This is a genomic window from Vreelandella stevensii S18214, from assembly GCF_000275725.1.
In the GTDB taxonomy this organism is placed as follows: domain Bacteria; phylum Pseudomonadota; class Gammaproteobacteria; order Pseudomonadales; family Halomonadaceae; genus Vreelandella; species Vreelandella stevensii.
In genome coordinates this window covers 1-19,065 of sequence record NZ_AJTS01000052.1, presented here as the reverse complement: position 1 = coordinate 19,065, position 19,065 = coordinate 1, and the positions used below count along the sequence as shown (strand labels likewise).

Below are 19,065 nucleotides of genomic sequence, written 5' to 3'. Positions count from 1 at the left end.
ATAAAGTGAAGGCGCATCATTCTTCACGGCTGCACCAAAATGGCAATAAAAATGGCAAATTAGTCCATACACGGAAAGAAACGCTGCGCCATGCTCAGCAGCCCGTGATGGTCGCCAGGATTCTTCTGGGTCCGCCCTGTTCGCGATGCTCGCCCAGCCAGATGCCTTGCCAAGTGCCCAGCGCCAAACGCCCATCGCGCACGGCCAGGCTCAGCTGGGTACCCAGCAGGCTGGACACCACGTGGGCAGGCATGTCGTCCGGCCCTTCCAGGGTATGTCGAAAGTAATCCAGCCCTTCGGGCACCAGGCGACGCAGAAAGGCGTTCAGGTCGTGACGTACATCCGGGTCGCTGTTTTCATTCAGGGTCAAGGAGGCCGAGGTATGCAGAAGCTGTAAGTGCACCAGCCCCTGATGGCACTCTTCGAGGCAGGGCAGTGCCCGAGCAATCTCATCAGTGATCAGATGGAAGCCTCTGGGCATGTCGGGCAGGTGAATCTCTTGTTGGTGCCACATAAACACTCCTTTGTCATGGTGGGCCTGCAAACAAGCATGGGTGTCTTCAAACCCAAACGTTTCGTTCAACCATAGCCTATTTCGCCGCGCACCCATAAAACTCACCACAGGTCATCGCCGCCATGGCGGTGGCGTCGCCTCGCTGTTAAATTGAATGGCGATATTCCCATCGCTTGCAAGGAACCGTTCACATGGAGGTCGTCATGCGCTATTCCCTACTGTCGCCAAGGAAACTGGCAACGGCATCGGCGCTTTGTGTTTCGAGCGTGCTGCTGGCCGGATGCACGGGCATCCCCGATGGCACCGAGGCCGTCACCGGGTTCGAGCTCGATCAGTACCTCGGGGAGTGGTATGAAATCGCTCGTCTGGACCACTCCTTCGAGCGCGGGCTGGACTGCGTGACCGCCAACTACAGTCTGCGCAACGATGGCGGTGTGCGGGTCATCAACCGGGGCTACAACCTGGAAGAAGGCAGCTGGGACGAAGCCGAGGGCCGGGCCTATTTCATCGATGACGACAGCGTTGGCCGCCTGAAGGTAAGCTTCTTTGGCCCGTTCTACGGCGGCTACAACGTGCTGGCACTGGATGACGACTATCAGTGGGCGCTGGTTTCCGGCCCTAACCGAGACTACCTGTGGATTCTGGCACGCACACCGACGCTGGATAGCGAGCTGGAAGCGCGCCTGCGCCAGCAAGCCGCCGAGCTGGACTTCCCTACCGACGAGCTGATCGATGTGGTTCAAGACGAGCGCTGTCCCGGCCGCTAGGCTCTGCCTGAAAACTGGCTGCGCTCGACCATACGGCGTTAAAAATCGGATCAAAGTACTCATTTACAGCGTGTAAACTCCGTCTTTTCACCGATTTTTGCCTTGTCTGTTCTTCGCTCGCCGACTTTTCAGACAGAGCCAGGCTCGCCTGCACAGCACCTACTCAGCGTCAGGCAGCGCAGGCACCCGGCCCGCGATCTCCTGCTGGAGAAAATCGATCAGCGCACGGATGCGGGCCGGGGTATGGCGGCGCTGCTCGAACACCGCATAGAAGTCTGCCCGTACGCCCTGCCACTCGGGCAGCAGCAGTTGCAGCTCGCCACTGGCCAGGTGTTCGTTGACATCCCACCAGGAGCGCAGCATGACGCCATGGCCATCCAGCGCCAGTCGCGTCACCACTTCGCCATCGTTACTGGCCAGGTGGCCACTGACCTTGACCGATTGCTGGCGCCGCGCTGCCGCACGCTGCTCGAAGCGCCACAGCGCAAAGTCACTATCGTTCTCGCGGATCAACAGGCAGCGGTGCTGCGCCAGATCCTGCGGCGTACGCAGGGCGGGCATGCTGGCAAGGTAGCTCGGCGACGCGCAGAGCATGCGCCGATTGGGCAGGATACGCCGAGCCACCAGCCGTGAATCCGGCGGTTCGCCAATGCGAATCCCCACATCGAACCCATGGTCGCTGAGATTGAGAGGAAAGTTGGTCAGCTCCAGCCAACTCTCGATGCCCGGATGCCGAACGCAGAAGCGTGACAGCAGCGGCGCAATGTGGCGTCGTCCAAAGCCAAAGGTGGCATTGACCCGCAACCGCCCCTGCAGCCCCTGGCTGGCCGCATCGCGCAGGTCACTCTCCAGGGCGTCCAGCTCATCGAGAATCAGGCTGCCCTGGGCAAGATAGCGCTCGCCTTCGGCGGTCAGCGTCAGGCGGCGGGTCGTGCGCGCCGCCAGCGACACCCCCAGCCGCGCCTCCAGCTGCTTCAGCCGTTTACTCACCGCCGAGAGGGAAATACCCAACTCCCGGGCTGTCGCCGTCAGGCTGCCCGCTCGAGCCAACTGCTGAAAAAACGCCAGATCGTCCAGTGGAGCCATGGGATTCTATACCTGAAAGCAACAATGGCTTGAATAGTAGCCTGAATATCTCATCGCCAACAGCCGCTACACTGCATGAACGGTACGCCTTTCACACGACCATAAAAAAAGGAGGCCCCATGGCCCATCAGATTGCAGTCATCGCTGGCGACGGCATCGGCACAGAAGTCATGCCGGAAGGTATTCGCGCACTGGAAGCGGTGGCCCAGCGCTTCGACCTCGCGCTGGAGTTCACCACCTTTGAGTTCGGTAACTGCGACTACTACCTTGAGCACGGCAAGATGCTGCCGGATGACTGGTACGAGCAGCTCAAGGGCTTTGATGCGCTGTTTTATGGCGCCGTGGGCTGGCCGGACAAAGTGCCTGACCATATTTCCCTGTGGGGCTCGCTGCTGCAGTTCCGCCGCCAGTTCGATCAATACATCAACCTGCGCCCCTGCAAACTGATGCCGGGCATCAAGAGCCCGCTGGCCGGTCGCGCCCCGGGGGATATCGACTTCTACGTGGTGCGTGAAAACACCGAAGGCGAATACTCCAGCATCGGCGGCAAGATGTTCGAAGGCACCGAGCGGGAGATCGTCATTCAGGAAACCGTGATGAGCCGCACCGGGGTCGACCGAGTCTTGAAATACGCCTTCGACCTGGCCCAGACGCGACCACGCAAGAAGCTCACCTCGGCCACCAAGTCCAACGGCATCTCGATCACCATGCCCTACTGGGACGAGCGGGTCGCCGAGATGGCCAAACAGTACCCGGATATCAACGTCGACAAGTTCCATATCGACATCCTCACGGCCAACTTCGTGCTGCACCCCGATTGGTTCGACGTGGTCGTGGGCAGCAACCTGTTCGGCGACATCCTCTCCGACCTGGGCCCGGCCTGCACCGGCACCATCGGCATTGCGCCTTCCGCCAATATCAATCCGGAAGGCAAGTTCCCCAGCCTGTTCGAGCCGGTTCATGGCAGCGCACCCGACATTGCGGGCAAGGGCATTGCCAACCCTATCGGCCAAATCTGGTCAGGCGCCATGATGTTGGAACATCTGGGACACAAGGAAGCTGCCGACGCCATGGTCGAGGCCATCGAAGCCGTGCTCAGTGAAGGGAACCCGCAGGTGCTCACCCGCGACGTGGGCGGCCAGGGCACCACGGAAAGCCTAGGCAAGGCCATTGCCGAGCGCCTGCGCGGCTAGCGTCAGGCCCCACTGGCCATGTCGTTGATCAATGTGGTTGGTAAAAATGGTTGGTAAAGGTGGTTGAAACGGTAGTTGATAAAAATTAGTTGTAAAAGCGCGAACGCCTGCCCTCAACGGGGCAGGCGTTCACACTGTGCGCGCTGAGCGTTAGCTGGTCAGTTTGGCAGCGACTTCAGCCACGTATTTACCCTGGAAACGGGCTATTTTCAGCTCGCGGTCGTCCGGCTGACGCGAACCGTCGCCGCCTGCCAGCGTCGCCGCGCCATAGGGCGTGCCGCCGCTGACCTTCGAGATATCGAACTGCTCTTCGATGCCGTAACCAATCGGCACGATGACCATGCCGTGGTGGGCCAAGGTGGTCCAGGTCGACGTGATGGTCATCTCGTCGCCGCCGCCGGTGCCGGTCGAGGTAAATACGCTGGCGACCTTGCCACGCAGTGCACCCTTCGCCCATAGCCCGCCGGTCTGGTCGAGGAAGGTACGCATCTGCCCCGCCATGTTGCCAAAGCGCGTCGGCGTGCCGAAGATGATGGCATCGTAGTCGGCCAACTCTCCAGGCGTGGCTTCCGGAGTAGTGAAGTCCTGCTTGCCACCGGCATTCTTGAACGCATCTTCCGGCATGGTTTCCGGTACGCGCTTGACGGTGACCTCGACCCCCTCCACGCCTTCGGCGCCTTCTGCCACGGCGGCCGCCAGGGTGTCGATGTGCCCATACATCGAGTAATACAGTACCAATACCTTCGTCATGGCTCACTCCTTTCAGGTGACGACACGCTGCCCCAGACGGGCAGCAAGGACTGGTTACACCATAGTCCAGCCCCAGCCACTTATCAGCGAAAGTTTTCGACGCTCTGAATCGATTTCATCGATGTGGGCACCTTGCACTTTTGCCACTTCAGCACTAATTTTTTTGTATTCAACTTGTTTGCCGTTTCATTCGGGTACAACGCCAAGGAGCCAGGCATGACCATTTTCGAAGCACTGCGTAAAGACCACGATATTCAGCGTGACCTGTTGGCCCAACTGGTAGAGACCCACGGTGACAGCGACGCCCGCGACTCTCTTTACCAACGGGTACGGGCGGAGCTCAAGTACCATGCCAACGCCGAAGAGCGGGCTCTGTATATTCCGATGATGGACCTCGACCTCACCCAGGAAAAGGCGCGCCACAGCGTTGCCGAACACCACGAGATCGATGAGCTGATCGAGCTGCTGGACGACACCGACTACAGTGCCAGCCACTGGCTCACCCACGCCAAGCAGCTGCAGCATCTGGTGACCCACCATCTGGACGAAGAAGAACAGGAGGTGTTTCAACTGGCCGGTCGGGGCTTGCAGGAAGCCCAGAAAACCACGCTGGCCAAGGAGTATCAGGACGAAATGCAGCGCCAACGGTCGGGCTGACCTCCCGGCCTTACCCGCCCGGTATTGCAAAGCGCTTGTGGCTCACGCCATGGGCGCTTTTTTACGGGTTACTTTCATCCTCGCACCGACCATTTTCACGCGCACGACGCCACCCCTTGCGACACGAGCTGAGCGTGGTAAAGGTAGGGCAACACAAGTAGATGCCCATGACCAAGGACACTTTCATGCTAGGCCAATGGCTCGACTGGACCCTTGACGGTGAACGCCCGTCGCCACGCATAGGCCGCTTTGCCAGCGGCACCTATCACCTGCACCGTCCGGGCGTACTGGAATTGACGCCCAACATACTGCGCCCCGATGCCCGGGCCTGTGTCTTTTCCGCCGCCATTCATGGCAACGAGACCGCTCCGGTAGAACTGCTGGGCGAGTGGTTGGCTGCCCTGGAAGCCAGCACCCTGCCACTGGGCGCTCCCGTGCTGGTGATTCTGGGCAACATTCCCGCCCTCAAGGCCCAGCAGCGCTACATCACCACCAACCTGAATCGCTTGTTCAAGCGCGAACTGGCCGACCAGGGCGACGAGCCCGAACGAGCGCGACAACTGATGGAAGCCGTGGATACGTTCTATGCTCGCCATCACGCCCTGCCTCGGCTGCATTACGACCTGCACACCGCCATCCGCGACAGCCTGCATACCCGCTTCGTGGTCGAGCCGTTCGCCGAGTCGGCGACCGACCCGGAACAGTGGGAGTGGCTGGCCGCCGCCGACATGCAGGCGGTGCTTCACCAGCATCAGCATAGCTGGACGTTTTCTCACTACAGCAAGCACTACCATGGTGCCCAGGCCTTTACCTTCGAGCTGGGGCGAGTCGCCCCGTTCGGCCACAACGACATGGACGCCCTGGCTCCCATGCTCACGTTGATCAGTGCTCTCGGTAGCGGCTATGCGCCACCCACCCAGCCAGCCAGTGCCATGGCGTTCTACCGGGTGCAGCATGAACTGATGCGTCATTCCGAGGAGTTCACGCTGTGTTTCGATGAAGACGCTCCCAACTTCAGCCGCTTCGACACCGGCACCTGCCTGGCCAAAGACGCCGCCGCCGGTGACTTCGTGGTGGAAGATACGCCGCTGCACGTGGTGTTTCCCAACGCACAGGTCGAGATAGGTGCTCGTGCCGCCTTGCTGGTGGCACCGGAACGGACGGCAAACTAGCCACAGAAAGTCCCGTTGAAGAAAAGATAGTGTAACTATTCAGGTGGCTGCGGATGGGATATCGCCAACCACCTGATTTTTCTGGTATAGTGTGCCTAATCCTTCGGCATATCTATGCGGTGACATGACCATCAGCGATATCAACGTCGACGAGGCTCTGGAGCGGGTCCGACAGCAGCTCAAGGAAGACCAGACGGTCTCTCCGTCGCTGCGTGCGGCCATCGATGTGCTGATGTTGCTGGTCAAGCTCATGGCCGATCGCCTGGCCACCAGTAGCCGCAACAGCAGCAAGCCACCGTCCCAGGATCCCAATCGCCAGCGCCGCTCGCGCGCCAAAGGCGAGCGGCGCCCCGGCGGACAGCCAGGGCATGAGGGTAAGACGTTGGCGCCGGTGACGGACCCCGACGAGGTGGTCAAGCTCCGTGTCGATCGTCGGCAACTCCCCAAGGGGCGTTCTTACCGCCCGGTCGGCGTCGAAACGCGCCAAGTGCAGGACATCGTAATCCAGGCCGTGGTCACCGAATATCAGGCTGAGGTCCTCGAAGATGATCAGGGGCAACGCTACGTGGCGCCATTCCCCGAGGGCGTGACTCGCCCCATCCAGTATGGCCCTCGCCTCAAGGCGCATGTCGTCTATCTCTCCCAGTATCAGCTGTTGCCCTATGCGCGTATCCGCGAGTTGCTCACCTCGCAGTGCGGCCTGTCGCTGAGCACCGGCACCCTGTTCGCCTTCAACCAGGAGGCCTACCAGCGGGCCGAGGCGTTCGCCGAGTGGGTGATCCCGGCGCTACGTGAAGCAGCCACCGTCCATGCCGATGAAACCGGAATGCAGGTCGGTGGCAAACGCTACTGGCTACACAGCGCCTCCAACGAGGCCCTGACCTGGTTGGCCCCGCACCCCAAGCGCGGCCAGGAAGCGATGGACGCCATCGGCGTATTGCCCTTCGTGCGTGGCGTGCTGGTGCATGATCACTGGAAGCCCTACTACCGCTATCCGGATTGCCGGCACGCGCTCTGTAATGCGCACCACCTTCGGGAGCTGACAGCGGCCTGGGAGAACGATGGCCAGGCATGGGCCAAGGCCTTGCATGACCTGTTGTTGGAGATGCATCGCGCCGTGGAGGTGGCCGACGGCTGCCTCTCGGCCGATGAGACCCGAGCCTGGCGGCAGCGCTATCGAGATTGCCTGGCGAAAGGGGACGCCGAGAGCCCCCCGCCGGTGAAACCGCCACCTGGAACGCGAGGCCGGGCCAAGCGCACCAAGTCGCGCAACCTCCTGGAACGCCTCCAGGCGTACGAGGACGACGTGTTGCGCTTCCTCGACGACCCTGCCGCTCCCTTCACCAACAACCAGGGGGAACGCGATCTGCGAATGACCAAGGTCCAGCAGAAAATCTCGGGCTGTTTCCGCTCCTGGGAGGGGGCGGAGATCTTCTGCCGGATGCGCAGCTTCCTCTCGACCGCCGTCAAGCAAGGGGTGGCGGCGCATACCGCACTGGAGCAACTGTTTGCGGGTGATGTGCCAGCCTTCATGCAGCAAGAAGCCCCGACTCAGCCAACCGGTGCTGAATAGTTACAAGATAGTTTGATAACAATAACGTAGAGGGGCCATCAGGAGTGCTCTTCAGGCAACACGACCAAGGTCGCCCTGATAAAGTACGCGTCTCCGGCGCACTCCTGATAGAATCGCCCCTTTTTTCGCGCCAGCCGCACAGAAACACGAACACTCATTCGTTGTTGCTGCGGCAACCCTGTACTGGAGCCTAAGTTATGGCCGCTACGCCGACTCCCCTTGAAGTGCGTAACATCAAAAAGCGCTTCGGCGATACAGAAGTCCTCAAAGGCCTCTCTCTTGAAGCCCAGAAAGGTGATGTGATCACCCTGATCGGTGCTTCAGGGTCTGGAAAAAGCACCTTTTTACGCTGCATGAATTTGCTGGAACAGCCCGATGATGGCGACCTGATCGTCCACGGCGAACAGATCCGCTTCAAGACCACCCGCCATGGCCGCGAACCCGCCGACTGGAAACAGGTCGTGCAGATGCGCGCCAAGCTCTCCATGGTTTTCCAGAGCTTCAACCTGTGGGCCCACATGACGCTGCTGGAAAACATCATCGAAGCGCCGATTCATGTGTTGGGTAAACCCAAGAAAGAAGCCATCGAACACGCCCACGCGCTGCTCGACCGAGTCGGCCTCAGCGCGCGTGCCAACGCCTACCCGGCGCAAATGTCCGGTGGTCAGCAGCAGCGTGGCGCCATCGCCCGGGCGCTGGCCATGAACCCGGAAGTCATGCTGTTCGACGAACCCACCTCGGCGCTGGACCCTGAGCTGGTGGGCGACGTGCTCAAGGTCATGCGCGATTTGGCCAACGAAGGGCGCACCATGGTAGTGGTGACCCATGAGATGAGCTTTGCCCGGGACGTGTCCAGCAAGGTGATCTACCTGCACCAAGGCCTCGTGGAAGAAGCCGGCACGCCCGATGACGTGCTGGGCAACCCGCAATCGCCGCGCCTGAAGCAGTTTCTGGCGCCCAAATACTGATCCGCGAGGCATGCACGATGCTTGATTTGCAAGGCTACGGCCCCCGCCTGCTGGAAGGCGCAGGCGTGACCGTTCAGTTGGCCCTCCTCTCGCTGATCCTGGCGATTGTGCTGGGGCTCTTGACCGCCAGCGCCAAAATGTCCCGCAACTGGCTATTGCGCCGTAGCGCAACGGTCTACACCACGGTGATTCGTGGTGTGCCCGACCTGGTGCTGATGATGCTGCTGTTCTTCGGCGGGCAGATCGGGGTCAATGCGATCAGCGATATGCTCTATGACCGCTACGACATCGATATCTACATCAACTTCAACGCCTTCGCGGCCGGTGTCCTCACCATCGGCTTCATCTTCGGCGCCTATATGGGCGAAACCTTTCGCGGGGCGTTCATGGCCGTCGACAATGGCCAGATCGAGGCAGGCAAGGCCTACGGCATGAGCAACGCACTGGTATTTCGGCGTATTCGCTTTCCCCAGATGATGCGTCACGCGCTGCCCGGCCTCTCCAACAACTGGATGGTGCTGCTCAAGACCACCGCCCTGGTGTCGGTGATCGGCCTGACGGACATGGTGCGGGTGGCGGCAGAAGCCTCTCGGGCCACCCACGAGCCGTTTGTCTTCCTCATTCCGGTGGCGGCAGCCTATCTGCTGATTGCCAGCGTCTCCGAGTGGGTCTTCGCACGGTTGCAAAAACGTTACGACATCGGCTTCGGGGGGCAGTGACATGCTGGACATCTCTGCATGGTTCAACGATTTACTGGCGGGTAACCTGATCTTCACCCCCACCACCCTGGGCTACTACTGGGAAGGCCTGGTGACCACCACCCAGCTGGTGTTCCTCTCGCTGGTGGCCGGCCTGATCCTGGCCGTCCCGCTGGCCATCATGCGCAGCTCAAAACACAAATGGATCAGCCTGCCGGTCTATGTGTATACCTATGTGTTTCGTGGCACCCCGCTGCTCATTCAGCTCTACATCATCTACTACGGGGTGGTGTTCATCGATGGCATTCAGGAAACCTTCCTGTGGCCGCTGCTGCGCGAAGCCTTCTACCCGGCACTGATCGCCTTCACCTTGAACACGGCGGCCTACACCACGGAGATTTTCCGGGGTGCCATCAAGGCCACCTCACGGGGTGAAATCGAAGCCGCCAAGGCCTATGGCATGTCCAACAGCCTGATGATGCGCCGTATCATCCTGCCCAGCGCCTTTCGCCGTGCCCTGCCCGCCTACGGGAACGAAGTCATCTTCATGCTGCATGCCAGCGCCATTGCCAGCGTCGTCACCCTGATGGACCTGACCGGGGCCGCACGCTTCGTCTATGCGCGCTTCTATGCCCCCTTCGATGCCTTCCTGTTCGTGGCGGCCATTTATCTGTGCCTCACCTTTGCCATCCTGTATTTTTTCCGTTATCTGGAAAAACGGCTGCTGGCACATTTGCGGCCACAAACCTGAGCATGACGAAAAATCCAACGTACGCCAACGTAAAACAAGCGTTGGTTTAATTCAGGTCACCCCCCTTTTCGCCAACCGCAAGCTGGGGTAGCTTAAAGGGGATCACCTCCGGTGAACCTGCTTCCTTTGGAGTCTACAATGAAAAAACTGCTGACCGTTTCTCTGCTGGGCCTGGCCGTGGCTGCTGCGTCTTCTGCTCAAGCCCGTGATTACGACCACGTGCGTATCGGCGTGGACGTACCTTACGAGCCCATGGAATACCGCACCCCCGAGGGCGAGCTGACCGGCTTCGATATCGACCTGGGCAACGCTCTGTGCGAGCGCATCGGCGTGACCTGCGAGTGGATCGAGCAGGAGTGGGACGGCATCATTCCGGGCCTGATGTCACGTAACTACGATGCCATCATGTCGTCGATGACCATCAACGACGAGCGTCGTCAGCAGGTGCTGTTCTCCGACCCCTACATCACCATGCCGTCGGCCTGGTTCGCCCCCGCCAGCCTGGAACTCAGTGACGCCAACGAAGAGACCCTGGCCGGCAAGACCATCGGCGTACAGCGCGGCACCCTGCAAGACAACTACGTGACCGACCAGTACGGCCGTATCGCCAGCGTCAGCCGCTACTCCACCGCTGACGACATGGTGCTGGACATGCAGGCACAGCGCCTGGATATCGTCTTCCTCGACTATCCGATCGGCCAGTCCACCCTGCTGAACAACGAAGACACCGAGTACGTGGTCGTAGGCGAGCGCATCAGCGAGCCCAAGGAGTACTTCGGTGACGGCTTCGGCATCGCCTTCCGCCAGCGCGACCAGGCCCTGGCCGAGCGCTTCAACGAAGCACTGGCCGAGCTGCAGGAAGACGGCACCTACGATGAAATCTACGCTCGCTACTTTGGCGAAGAGTAAGCATTGACCGTCTCGCCATGCCTTCCTCAGGGAAGGCATGGCAGCACGCCAATACCATGACTCCATACCGCCTACTCCCCTCTACGCCCCATGCGCAACGCCCAGGTACCCGTGGCACCATTGCCCGCTTCTACCTGAGCGAGTGGTTCGACGAATAGCCCCCTCTTTGGCACGCCCGTGCCGAATCACGCCTCTGTGCGTGCATGTTGCCATGCGTGATCGACGCAGGGCACTCCCACGCCTGGCGCACCCCGTGCTGTAGCCGCCCCTTTCGGCGCTTGGCATAAAGCAACACCCACATACCTACTAAAAATCGTTTCAGGAGACTGACCATGCGTTATGCAACGCTGTCCGTGGCTGCCGTGCTGGCGGCTGGTGCTTCACTTTCCATGGTATCCACTGCCGCACTGGCCCGAGACTACGACGAGATCCGTCTGGGTGTGGATATTCCCTACGAGCCCTTCATGTACCGGGAAGCCGACGGCACTCTCACCGGCTTTGAAATCGAGCTGGGCAATGCCGTATGCGACTACCTGGAAGTGAGCTGCACCTGGGTAGAACAAGACTGGGACGGCATCATTCCCGGCCTGCTGGCCCGTAACTACGACGCCATCATGTCGTCCATGGCAATTACCGACGAGCGCGCCCAGCGTGTGCTGTTCTCCGAGGCTTACTACACCACTCCCAGCGCCTGGATCACGACCCACGCCCACGATATCGACATCGAAGACCGGGCCAGCCTGGAAGGGCTCACGGTCGGCGTACAGCGAGCAACCCTGCAGGATAACTATGTCACCGAACTCTACGGCGACGTGCTGGAAATTCGCCGCTATACCGGTGTGGACGATGTGGTCACCGACCTGCTGGCAGGCCGCCTGGACCTGACGTTCATGGACTACCCGATTGCCGAAGCCGCCATCGACATCGACACGCCCGAAAGCGATTTCCAGCGCATCAGCGACTTCATCAAAGAGCCCGAGGAAATCTTTGGCAAGGGCGTTGGCGTCGCGTTCCGCCCCCGTGACGAGGCCCTCGCCGAACGCTTCAACGACGCCCTGCGTGCGGTGAAAGAGAACGGCACTTATGATGAAATCATGAACCGTTACTTCAACTACGATGTACGCTTGTAAGATCGGCGGCCGCCGCGCTTGAACCGCGCCACCCGCCTACACGCGCCGACCTCAGGTCGGCGCGTACCGTTTGCTCATCACTTTTCCGGAAAGCCCATGCTGACACTTGTCAAAAACGCCCAGCTTTTTGCCCCAGAACCCCGCGGGCTGTGCCATCTGCTGATCGCCGACCAGCGCATCGCGGCCGTGCTGGATGCCAACGAAGCGTACCAACTGGGCACGCTGATCAAGACCATCGACCTGGAGGGCCGTCGGGTGATTCCGGGGCTGGTCGACCCGCTGGTGCACTACATTGGCGGGGGCGGTGAAGGCGGGTTTGGCAACCGCACTGCAGAACTCAGCCTGGCAGACGCCTGCGCTTCAGGCGTGACCACCCTGATTGGCGCTCTGGGCACCGATGCCCTTACCCGCACCCCCGCCAACCTGATCGGCAAGGCGCGGGAGCTCGCTGCCGGTGGGCTGAGCACCTACGCCTACACCGGCTCTTATCAGCTGCCTCCGGTCACGCTGACCGGCACGGTGGCCAGCGACATTCTCTACGTGCCGGAATTCATCGGGGTGGGCGAAGTGGCCATCAGCGACCACCGTGGCTCCCAGCCCACTACCCAGGAGCTGACGCGACTGGCTTCCGACGCTCGCACGGCCGGGCTGCTGGCAGGCAAATCCGGCATCATGTTCATTCATACCGGCGACGCCGACTCCCACCTGGAACCACTGCGTCAGGTGGCCAGCACCAGCGCCATTCCCATCACGCAATTCTACCCGACCCACATCAACCGTACTGGCGCACTGTTCGCAGACGGCCTGCGCTTTGCCCGTGAAGGCGGACGCATCGACTTCACCACCAGCACCACCCCCGAGCTGCTGGCCGGTGGCGAAGTGCCCGCCTCCGAGGCGGTAGCGCGGGCACTGAAAGCGCGGATCGATCCGAGCCAGCTCAGCCTCTCCTCGGATGCCAACGCTTCGCTGCCGGAGTTCGATGACCAGCGCCGTTTCGTGGGCCTGAAACCCGGCAAACTCAGCAGCCTGTTCGACGTGTTGGGCGAGTGTGTCAACGACCACCAGATCCGCATGGAGCACGCCCTGCAATGTGCTACCACCACCGCCGCCGATGCCTTGAAGCTTCCCCAAAAAGGCCGCCTGATACCCGGCTCGGATGCCGATTTCATCGTGTTGAGCGAAGGCCGCTGGGCCATTGACCACGTGTGGGCGCTGGGCAAACCGATTTTCAGCGCCCCCTGAGCGCCCGAGGCCGCCCAGCGAACTTGCTCAGCCAATGCCGGTCTTTAATGGCATAATGCGCTTTTACAAGGAGGTAACATGGCAGAACACTCAGCGGCACACACAACGCCCGCCACGGGCCTCCCCGAGACGATGCGCCCCTCTTCCCATTGGACCGCCTGGGGCCAGTGGCTGGCGCTGTTCACCATGACCGTGGATCACCTGACCCGCTACGTACTGCCCGATGCTTGGGACCTGGGCTGGGCGGGCTCTTCGATTGGGCGCATTGCCTTTCCGCTGTTTGCTGCCATGGTGGCCTGGCACGGCCTGTTCAACACCCGCAACCCGCTGCGCTACGCGCGCCGTATCCTGATCATCGGTATCGCGGCACAAGTGCCCTACATGATGATGCCCAGGGCCTCGGATGCGTTTATCCTGAATGTCTGCTTTACGCTGGCCAGCGGCCTGGCACTCGGTGCCTTGGTACGCCAGGGGTGGCAGCACTATCAGGCACAGACGCTGGGCCTGGGTTGGCTGATGCTGGGGGCCGCCGTGTGTGTCACCGCCTGGTATCTGCTGGGCTTCTGGGTGGAGTATGGCCACAACGGCCTGCTGCTGATTCCGCTGTTCATGTTTGCCATGCAGGCCCTCAGCGAGACCCGCGATGCCCTCAAATCAAGGCTATGGGCGGGTCTGGCGGCGTTTCCGCTGCTGTGGATCGCCGGGCAGATGAACGCGTCGGACATGGCCAAATCCTTTACCGTCGGCACCTGCGTTCTGGTGTTGATGCTGGCCGCGGGCGCCGCCCAGCGCGTACCGCCCGTGGCGCTGGCCATGCCCCGCCGCCTGTGGCTGGCCTGGTACCCGGGGCACTTCGCCCTGATTGCCCTGTGGCTATTGATCAGCGGCCAACTGGCAGGTTGAACGTCTTTTCTGCCACCTGCCGATTGACCTCGTCCTGCATCCAGGGCTGGTAGCGGCGCAGCCGATCACGCCCTTCCAGCTTGGCCTGATACATGGCGGTATCGGCCTGCTTGAGCACTTCGGCATGGTCACAGGTCGATGCTTCAAAGCAGGTGTACCCCATACTCGGGGTCACCTCTACCCAGCGGCTCTCCAGCCGGTACTCCCCCGACAGCGCCTGCTTCACTCGCTGCATGTACTGCTCGGCCAGGGCGCTCAGCTTGTCCAGATCAGGCTCTGAAAACTGCGCCAGCAGCACGAATTCATCGCCACTCAACCGAGCGGCCATGTCACCGTCGCGCAGGCACGACTCCAAGCGCCGCGCCACCTGCACCAACAAGTCATCGCCCGCGGCATGTCCCAGCGTGTCGTTGATCAGTTTGAAGCGGTCCATGTCCATGAACATCACCAGGCCACCCCGCTGCGGCGTCTCCTCCTCCTGGCACAGCGTTGCCATACGCTCGATGAACAGGCGCCGATTGGGCAGGTCCGTCAGCGCATCGTAGTACGCCTGACGATAAATGATCTCCTCACTGCGCTTGCGCTCGGTGAAGTCTTCGATGATCGCCACGCCACCGATCATCCGGTTGCCCATGCCATGTACGCCGTTGAAGAACGCTCGCAGCGGCGTCCCCTCACTGGCCTGGGGTAGCCGATAGGTCCCCTCGTAGTAGCCGGTGCCTTTTTCCAGCGCCGCGGAAACGGCCCGGGCAACGCTTCGGTCGGCTGAACGGTCCAACATGCGATAGCCCAGCAGACGAGAACGCTCGACGCCCAGGATCTCCAGCAGCTTGTTGTTGCAGTCGGTGATCTGCCCCTGGTCGTCAAAGTGCAAAACACCTAGAGGGGAGTGCTGGAAAATCGAGCGATAGCGGTTTTCGCTTTCCCGAAGCTGCGCCTCACGGGCCGCCATGGTAACGCGCAGGGCGATATTGTCATGGATGGTTCGGCTCAAGCGGCGGCTGGTGATCAGGATCAGCAGCAGAAACAGCACCAGCATCAGCCCGATCAACACGGAAAGCGAGGTTCCCATCAGCATGAACTGGAACTTCAAAGGCAACAGGATGGGCAATACGAAGCCAGTGGCCACCCACCACACCGACGACAGCGTCGTGACGCCCCCCGCCGCGATACCGGCCAGCACGATCGACAGCGCCGCAATTTGCCCAGGATATTCAGGGCTGAACAGCAGTACTCCCGTACTGCCCCACACCACCCCGGAAACGATGGCCCCCAAGGCAAACCAGCGCAGCCACCGGTGCCCTTGCTGCTGCTGAATCGGCAAGCGCTTGAAACGGTGAGCCAACGCCAAACGCAATCCCGACACCACCACCAAGGCGGTGTACCAACCCAACAGTACCCAGCCTTCCACCACGGGCCACATCGCCGCCACCAGCAAGCCGCCCGCCAAAACGCTGCTGAGCACCGGTTGCCAAAGGTTGTCATACAACATCCGCACTTTTTCTCCGCGCAGCTGTTGCAGGGTGAGATGGTGATCGCGCTGGTAGCCGCTGCGTAACCCTGACGCAGTTGCCGTCGACGCCACTGGCTTGCTGGGCGACATAGAACCCCCGTTTTCGTTGGCCTATGGGCCAATCTTATTGATTAATACAAACGTTTTATCACGCCCTATCTTTTAGCATGTTTACGCAGTAAAAGTAGCCTTCGAACATGAAAAAGCCGCCTCTAAGGGCGGCTTAAGAGGCCATGACAGCCATCGAACGCACGTCTCAGAGCGAGTCGGCAAAGCTCCACTCGACCGCCGGAGCACCCGGCAGCAGTGCCTGGCAGGCGCGTACTTTTTCCAGCAGCTCGGCATGGCTGGCCGCCACGACGTTCACGTGGGCCAGCTTGCGCCCCGCCCGCTCGGCCTTGTCGTAGCGGTGCAGGTGGGTATGAGGAATCGCCAGCAGCGCGGGATTGTCTCCCTCTTGCCCAATCACGTTGACCATGCAGGTGGGGCCAATCGCCTGAGTCGAACCCAGCGGCAAGCCCTGTACGGCCCGTAGATGGTTTTCGAACTGGCTGGTCACCGCGCCGTCCATGGTCCAGTGGCCGGAGTTATGCACCCGCGGAGCCATCTCATTGGCCAGCAGGCTACCGTCGTGGGTCTGGAACAGCTCCAGCGCCAGCACGCCCACGTAATCCAGCTCATCCAACAGCGCACGAATGTAGCCATCGGCGGTTTGCTGAACGCTGTCGTCCAGGTCGGGCAGCGGCGCCACCGAATAGCGCAGAATGCCGTCTACGTGCTGGTTCTCTGCCATGGGGTAAAACACCACTTCCCCATCGCGACCGCGCACCGCAATCATCGATACTTCGCGCACGAAATCGACGAAGGCTTCCACGATCAACCGGGAATGGCCAATCGACTCCCAGGCGGCCTGGGCCTGCTCTGGCGCTCTCAGCACCGCCTGGCCCTTGCCGTCGTACCCTTCGGTGACGGATTTGGCTACCACGGGGCAGCCCAGCTCAGTGGCAGCGGCCTGCAGCTGCTCGGCGCTCTCCACCACCCGGTAGGCAGGCGTCGGGATGCCCAGCCGATCGAACAGCGCCTTCTCTTCCACGCGGTTCTGGCACACGGCAATGGCCCGGCTGCTGGGGTAGACCGGCTTGTGCTGTTCGATCTGCTGCACCAGCGCCACGGGCAGGTGCTCGAACTCGTAGGTCACCACATCGACCTTGTCGAGGAACGCTGCCAGATGCTGGTTATCCGGGTCGACCACCACCTCACCGATACCGGCGCTAGGGTGGCCGGTGGTGTCCAGAAAGGTAAACGTGTTGCCCAGCGGGTAGCCCGCCAACGCCAGCATACGGCCCAGTTGCCCGGCACCCAGTACGCCAATGTGTTTTACGCGATTACTATGCACGCTCATGATGGGCTTCCTATTGTGCCGATTCGCTGGCCGCAGGCGCATCCGGGCGGGGGTCCGGGTTATCCAGCACCAGCTGCGTTTGCTCTGCTCGGAAGGCCTCGACGGCCTGACGCACGGCGCTGTCCTGCAAGCCGACGATTTGCGCCGCCAGTAGCCCCGCATTGGTGGCCCCGGCTTTGCCGATGGCCAACGTGCCCACGGCAATGCCACCCGGCATTTGTGCAATGGAGAGCAGCGAATCCAGCCCCTTCAAGGCCTTGGACTCTACCGGCACACCCAGCACCGGCAGCGCCGTTTGCGAGGCTACCATGCCCGGCAGGTGCGCCGCGCCACCAGCGCCCGCCACGATGACCTGAAGGCCACGTTCCGCTGCGCTTTTCGCATAGTCGAACAGCAGGTCCGGGGTACGGTGTGCCGAGACCACGCGGGTTTCGTAGGCAACACCCAGCCGTTCCAACATCGCCACCGCGTGCTCCATGACCGGCCAATCCGACTTCGACCCCATGATCACGCCCACCTTGGGTGCGCTGTTCGACATGCAATAACTCCTCGGCCCATGGCCTGTTCTAGCGAAAAACAGTGGAACGAGCCGCGTACAGGCTGCGGCTCATTGAAAAAATGGGAAGGGGCATAGTTTACCAGAGCCAGCGCGTTTGCGGGCTGTCTCATGGTCGTGAAATTTTCATCTAAATAGGCATTGAAAAGCGCGTGAGTTGGCGGCATTGTGTGTTTGTCATTTCAGACCCATGGAGTCACATGAGTACGGCATACTCGACTGCTCACGCAGAAGTGCAGGATCCTCCGCGAAGCAGCCCTGACCTCGATGTCAGGGAACTGGAAAAACGCACGCGCCTCATGCGCATCATCACACGTCTGATCGCCGTATCAGACCTGGGAAGCCGAGAAATTGCCCGCCGGGCAGGCTTGCCAGTACAGAAGATCAGCGACCTGCTCGCCGGAAGGCTGGAGCATCTGGACATCGATGAACTCAATGTCCTGCGTCGCACCCTAGAGCTGGAGGCGCCATAGCCGCAGCCTAACGTCACTTCCCCATCACACCTCGGCACGACACCTGTACTGCACCATAGGCGTGCGCTGTACATAGGTGATGCCTGATCGCCCCACGCTCGTGGGGCGAATCGTTCATGTCAGGCGCCGCGCTTCACGCCGCCATCACCATCCCGCCCAAGGCCACCACGATCACCACCAGCCAGGCTGGCAGCTTCCACACGGTCAGTAGCAAAAAACCCGTGAGCGCCAGGGCAAACTCGTACGGCCCCACCATCGCGCTGGTCCAGACGGGGTCGTAGAGCGCAGCCCCCAGAATCCCCACGACGGCCGCGTTGGCACCGCGCATGAGCGCCTGGGCACTGCCCCATTGGCGAAAACGGTTCCAGAACGGCAGCACGCCCACCAGTAGCAGGAAGCCGGGAATGAAAATCGCCAGCAGCGCCAGCACTGCACCCATCACGCTGGGCAGCCCAGGCAGCAGTGCGCCCAGGTAAGCCGCAAAGGTGAACAGTGGCCCCGGCACGGCCTGTGCGGCGCCATAGCCCGTCAAGAACTCATCCGCCGTGATCCAGCCCGACTGTACCACTTCGGCTTCCAGCAGCGGCAGCACCACGTGGCCGCCCCCAAACACCAGCGCCCCCGAGCGGTAGAAGGCATCCACCACCGCCAGCCACATGGCGCCGCCCGCCAGCAGCGGCAACAGCACCAGCAGCGCCACGAACAGCCCCAGAGAGATCAAGCCCACCTTGCGCGACACCGCAAAGTGCAGCGAATCCGCCAGCTCGCCCTGAGCGCTTTCGCGGCAGAGCAACAGCCCTGCCATACC

At 61.4% G+C, this 19,065-nt stretch carries 20 protein-coding genes; 13 read left to right on the top strand and 7 right to left on the bottom strand.

The features are described 5' to 3' along the window. Positions 1-94: 94 nt before the first annotated feature. Entirely contained in the window at positions 95-514 is a 420-nt protein-coding gene (locus tag HSS18214_RS0117335) for a secondary thiamine-phosphate synthase enzyme YjbQ (protein WP_016916539.1), read from the bottom strand. Positions 515-717: 203 nt separating this feature from the next. Between HSS18214_RS0117335 and HSS18214_RS0117330 the strand changes: the two genes are divergently transcribed. Continuing rightward, positions 718-1,281 (top strand): lipocalin family protein, encoded by a 564-nt coding sequence (locus HSS18214_RS0117330; RefSeq protein WP_050980345.1) that lies wholly within the window; start codon positions 718-720, stop codon positions 1,279-1,281. Positions 1,282-1,440: 159 nt separating this feature from the next. Here the strand turns inward: HSS18214_RS0117330 and HSS18214_RS0117325 are convergent, their stop codons facing one another. Further along, a complete protein-coding gene (locus tag HSS18214_RS0117325) occupies positions 1,441-2,367 on the bottom strand; it encodes a LysR family transcriptional regulator (RefSeq protein WP_016916537.1) in 927 nt (308 codons plus the stop codon). Positions 2,368-2,486: 119 nt separating this feature from the next. Between HSS18214_RS0117325 and HSS18214_RS0117320 the strand changes: the two genes are divergently transcribed. Continuing rightward, positions 2,487-3,560 carry a tartrate dehydrogenase gene (locus tag HSS18214_RS0117320; RefSeq protein WP_016916536.1) on the top strand — a complete coding sequence of 358 codons (1,074 nt, stop codon included), beginning with the start codon at positions 2,487-2,489 and terminating at the stop codon, positions 3,558-3,560. 150 nt (positions 3,561-3,710) lie between these two features. Here HSS18214_RS0117320 and wrbA read toward each other — a convergent pair whose 3' ends face one another. Continuing rightward, positions 3,711-4,310, bottom strand: a complete 600-nt coding sequence (wrbA, locus tag HSS18214_RS0117315) for an NAD(P)H:quinone oxidoreductase (RefSeq protein ID WP_016916535.1) — start codon at positions 4,308-4,310, stop codon at positions 3,711-3,713. A 216-nt stretch (positions 4,311-4,526) separates the two neighbouring features. Here wrbA and HSS18214_RS0117310 point away from each other — a divergent pair, with 216 nt between their 5' ends. The 10 genes from HSS18214_RS0117310 to HSS18214_RS0117265 all read left to right on the top strand — a co-directional run bounded on the left by HSS18214_RS0117310 (position 4,527) and on the right by HSS18214_RS0117265 (position 14,313). After that, the gene (locus HSS18214_RS0117310; protein WP_016916534.1) at positions 4,527-4,967 is read left to right on the top strand and encodes a hemerythrin domain-containing protein; all 441 of its coding nucleotides are present in this window, start codon (positions 4,527-4,529) and stop codon (positions 4,965-4,967) included. Between the two features lie 185 nt (positions 4,968-5,152). Next, entirely contained in the window at positions 5,153-6,139 is a 987-nt protein-coding gene (locus HSS18214_RS0117305; protein ID WP_026002020.1) for a succinylglutamate desuccinylase, read from the top strand. 124 nt (positions 6,140-6,263) lie between these two features. Further along, on the top strand, positions 6,264-7,712 hold the full coding sequence (tnpC, locus tag HSS18214_RS0117300; protein ID WP_016915835.1) for an IS66 family transposase: 1,449 nt from the start codon (positions 6,264-6,266) through the stop codon (positions 7,710-7,712). Positions 7,713-7,909: 197 nt separating this feature from the next. Then, a complete protein-coding gene (locus tag HSS18214_RS0117295) occupies positions 7,910-8,680 on the top strand; it encodes an ABC transporter ATP-binding protein (protein ID WP_016916532.1) in 771 nt (256 codons plus the stop codon). Positions 8,681-8,697: 17 nt separating this feature from the next. Then, positions 8,698-9,399, top strand: coding sequence for an ABC transporter permease (locus HSS18214_RS0117290; protein ID WP_016916531.1), 702 nt, complete (start codon positions 8,698-8,700; stop codon positions 9,397-9,399). Between the two features lies 1 nt (position 9,400). Beyond that, positions 9,401-10,129 (top strand): ABC transporter permease, encoded by a 729-nt coding sequence (locus HSS18214_RS0117285; RefSeq protein WP_016916530.1) that lies wholly within the window; start codon positions 9,401-9,403, stop codon positions 10,127-10,129. A 138-nt stretch (positions 10,130-10,267) separates the two neighbouring features. Further along, positions 10,268-11,038 carry a transporter substrate-binding domain-containing protein gene (locus HSS18214_RS0117280; protein ID WP_016916529.1) on the top strand — a complete coding sequence of 257 codons (771 nt, stop codon included), beginning with the start codon at positions 10,268-10,270 and terminating at the stop codon, positions 11,036-11,038. Positions 11,039-11,370: 332 nt separating this feature from the next. After that, positions 11,371-12,168 (top strand): transporter substrate-binding domain-containing protein, encoded by a 798-nt coding sequence (locus HSS18214_RS0117275; RefSeq protein ID WP_016916528.1) that lies wholly within the window; start codon positions 11,371-11,373, stop codon positions 12,166-12,168. Between the two features lie 96 nt (positions 12,169-12,264). Further along, positions 12,265-13,410: a beta-aspartyl-peptidase gene (iadA, locus tag HSS18214_RS0117270; protein WP_016916527.1), complete on the top strand. Its 1,146-nt coding sequence runs from the start codon at positions 12,265-12,267 to the stop codon at positions 13,408-13,410. Positions 13,411-13,488: 78 nt separating this feature from the next. After that, on the top strand, positions 13,489-14,313 hold the full coding sequence (locus HSS18214_RS0117265) for a TraX family protein (protein ID WP_016916526.1): 825 nt from the start codon (positions 13,489-13,491) through the stop codon (positions 14,311-14,313). On the opposite strand, the gene HSS18214_RS0117260 is transcribed toward HSS18214_RS0117265, so the two are convergent. From HSS18214_RS0117260 to purE, 3 genes are all read right to left on the bottom strand, one after another. Beyond that, the gene (locus HSS18214_RS0117260; protein WP_016916525.1) at positions 14,291-15,916 is read right to left on the bottom strand and encodes a diguanylate cyclase domain-containing protein; all 1,626 of its coding nucleotides are present in this window, start codon (positions 15,914-15,916) and stop codon (positions 14,291-14,293) included. The genes HSS18214_RS0117265 and HSS18214_RS0117260 overlap by 23 nt on opposite strands. Positions 15,917-16,082: 166 nt before the next feature. After that, the gene (locus tag HSS18214_RS0117255) at positions 16,083-17,228 is read right to left on the bottom strand and encodes a 5-(carboxyamino)imidazole ribonucleotide synthase (protein ID WP_016916524.1); all 1,146 of its coding nucleotides are present in this window, start codon (positions 17,226-17,228) and stop codon (positions 16,083-16,085) included. 10 nt (positions 17,229-17,238) lie between these two features. Continuing rightward, a complete protein-coding gene (gene purE / locus HSS18214_RS0117250) occupies positions 17,239-17,766 on the bottom strand; it encodes a 5-(carboxyamino)imidazole ribonucleotide mutase (RefSeq protein ID WP_016916523.1) in 528 nt (175 codons plus the stop codon). A 218-nt stretch (positions 17,767-17,984) separates the two neighbouring features. Between purE and HSS18214_RS0117245 the strand changes: the two genes are divergently transcribed. Further along, positions 17,985-18,257 carry an XRE family transcriptional regulator gene (locus tag HSS18214_RS0117245; protein ID WP_016916522.1) on the top strand — a complete coding sequence of 91 codons (273 nt, stop codon included), beginning with the start codon at positions 17,985-17,987 and terminating at the stop codon, positions 18,255-18,257. A 133-nt stretch (positions 18,258-18,390) separates the two neighbouring features. On the opposite strand, the gene chrA is transcribed toward HSS18214_RS0117245, so the two are convergent. Continuing rightward, positions 18,391-19,065 (bottom strand): chromate efflux transporter (gene chrA, locus HSS18214_RS0117240; RefSeq protein WP_016916521.1); only part of this gene is annotated, 675 nt, incomplete at its 5' end.

Bases quoted from the DNA above. Each gene is read 5' to 3' on its own strand.
- HSS18214_RS0117335 (WP_016916539.1), bottom strand. From the start codon at position 514: ATGTGGCACCAACAAGAGATTCACCTGCCCGACATGCCCAGAGGCTTC.
- HSS18214_RS0117330 (WP_050980345.1), top strand. From the start codon at position 718: ATGCGCTATTCCCTACTGTCGCCAAGGAAACTGGCAACGGCATCGGCG.
- HSS18214_RS0117325 (WP_016916537.1), bottom strand. From the start codon at position 2,367: ATGGCTCCACTGGACGATCTGGCGTTTTTTCAGCAGTTGGCTCGAGCG.
- HSS18214_RS0117320 (WP_016916536.1), top strand. From the start codon at position 2,487: ATGGCCCATCAGATTGCAGTCATCGCTGGCGACGGCATCGGCACAGAA.
- wrbA (WP_016916535.1), bottom strand. From the start codon at position 4,310: ATGACGAAGGTATTGGTACTGTATTACTCGATGTATGGGCACATCGAC.
- HSS18214_RS0117310 (WP_016916534.1), top strand. From the start codon at position 4,527: ATGACCATTTTCGAAGCACTGCGTAAAGACCACGATATTCAGCGTGAC.
- HSS18214_RS0117305 (WP_026002020.1), top strand. From the start codon at position 5,153: ATGCTAGGCCAATGGCTCGACTGGACCCTTGACGGTGAACGCCCGTCG.
- tnpC (WP_016915835.1), top strand. From the start codon at position 6,264: ATGACCATCAGCGATATCAACGTCGACGAGGCTCTGGAGCGGGTCCGA.
- HSS18214_RS0117295 (WP_016916532.1), top strand. From the start codon at position 7,910: ATGGCCGCTACGCCGACTCCCCTTGAAGTGCGTAACATCAAAAAGCGC.
- HSS18214_RS0117290 (WP_016916531.1), top strand. From the start codon at position 8,698: ATGCTTGATTTGCAAGGCTACGGCCCCCGCCTGCTGGAAGGCGCAGGC.
- HSS18214_RS0117285 (WP_016916530.1), top strand. From the start codon at position 9,401: ATGCTGGACATCTCTGCATGGTTCAACGATTTACTGGCGGGTAACCTG.
- HSS18214_RS0117280 (WP_016916529.1), top strand. From the start codon at position 10,268: ATGAAAAAACTGCTGACCGTTTCTCTGCTGGGCCTGGCCGTGGCTGCT.
- HSS18214_RS0117275 (WP_016916528.1), top strand. From the start codon at position 11,371: ATGCGTTATGCAACGCTGTCCGTGGCTGCCGTGCTGGCGGCTGGTGCT.
- iadA (WP_016916527.1), top strand. From the start codon at position 12,265: ATGCTGACACTTGTCAAAAACGCCCAGCTTTTTGCCCCAGAACCCCGC.
- HSS18214_RS0117265 (WP_016916526.1), top strand. From the start codon at position 13,489: ATGGCAGAACACTCAGCGGCACACACAACGCCCGCCACGGGCCTCCCC.
- HSS18214_RS0117260 (WP_016916525.1), bottom strand. From the start codon at position 15,916: ATGTCGCCCAGCAAGCCAGTGGCGTCGACGGCAACTGCGTCAGGGTTA.
- HSS18214_RS0117255 (WP_016916524.1), bottom strand. From the start codon at position 17,228: ATGAGCGTGCATAGTAATCGCGTAAAACACATTGGCGTACTGGGTGCC.
- purE (WP_016916523.1), bottom strand. From the start codon at position 17,766: ATGTCGAACAGCGCACCCAAGGTGGGCGTGATCATGGGGTCGAAGTCG.
- HSS18214_RS0117245 (WP_016916522.1), top strand. From the start codon at position 17,985: ATGAGTACGGCATACTCGACTGCTCACGCAGAAGTGCAGGATCCTCCG.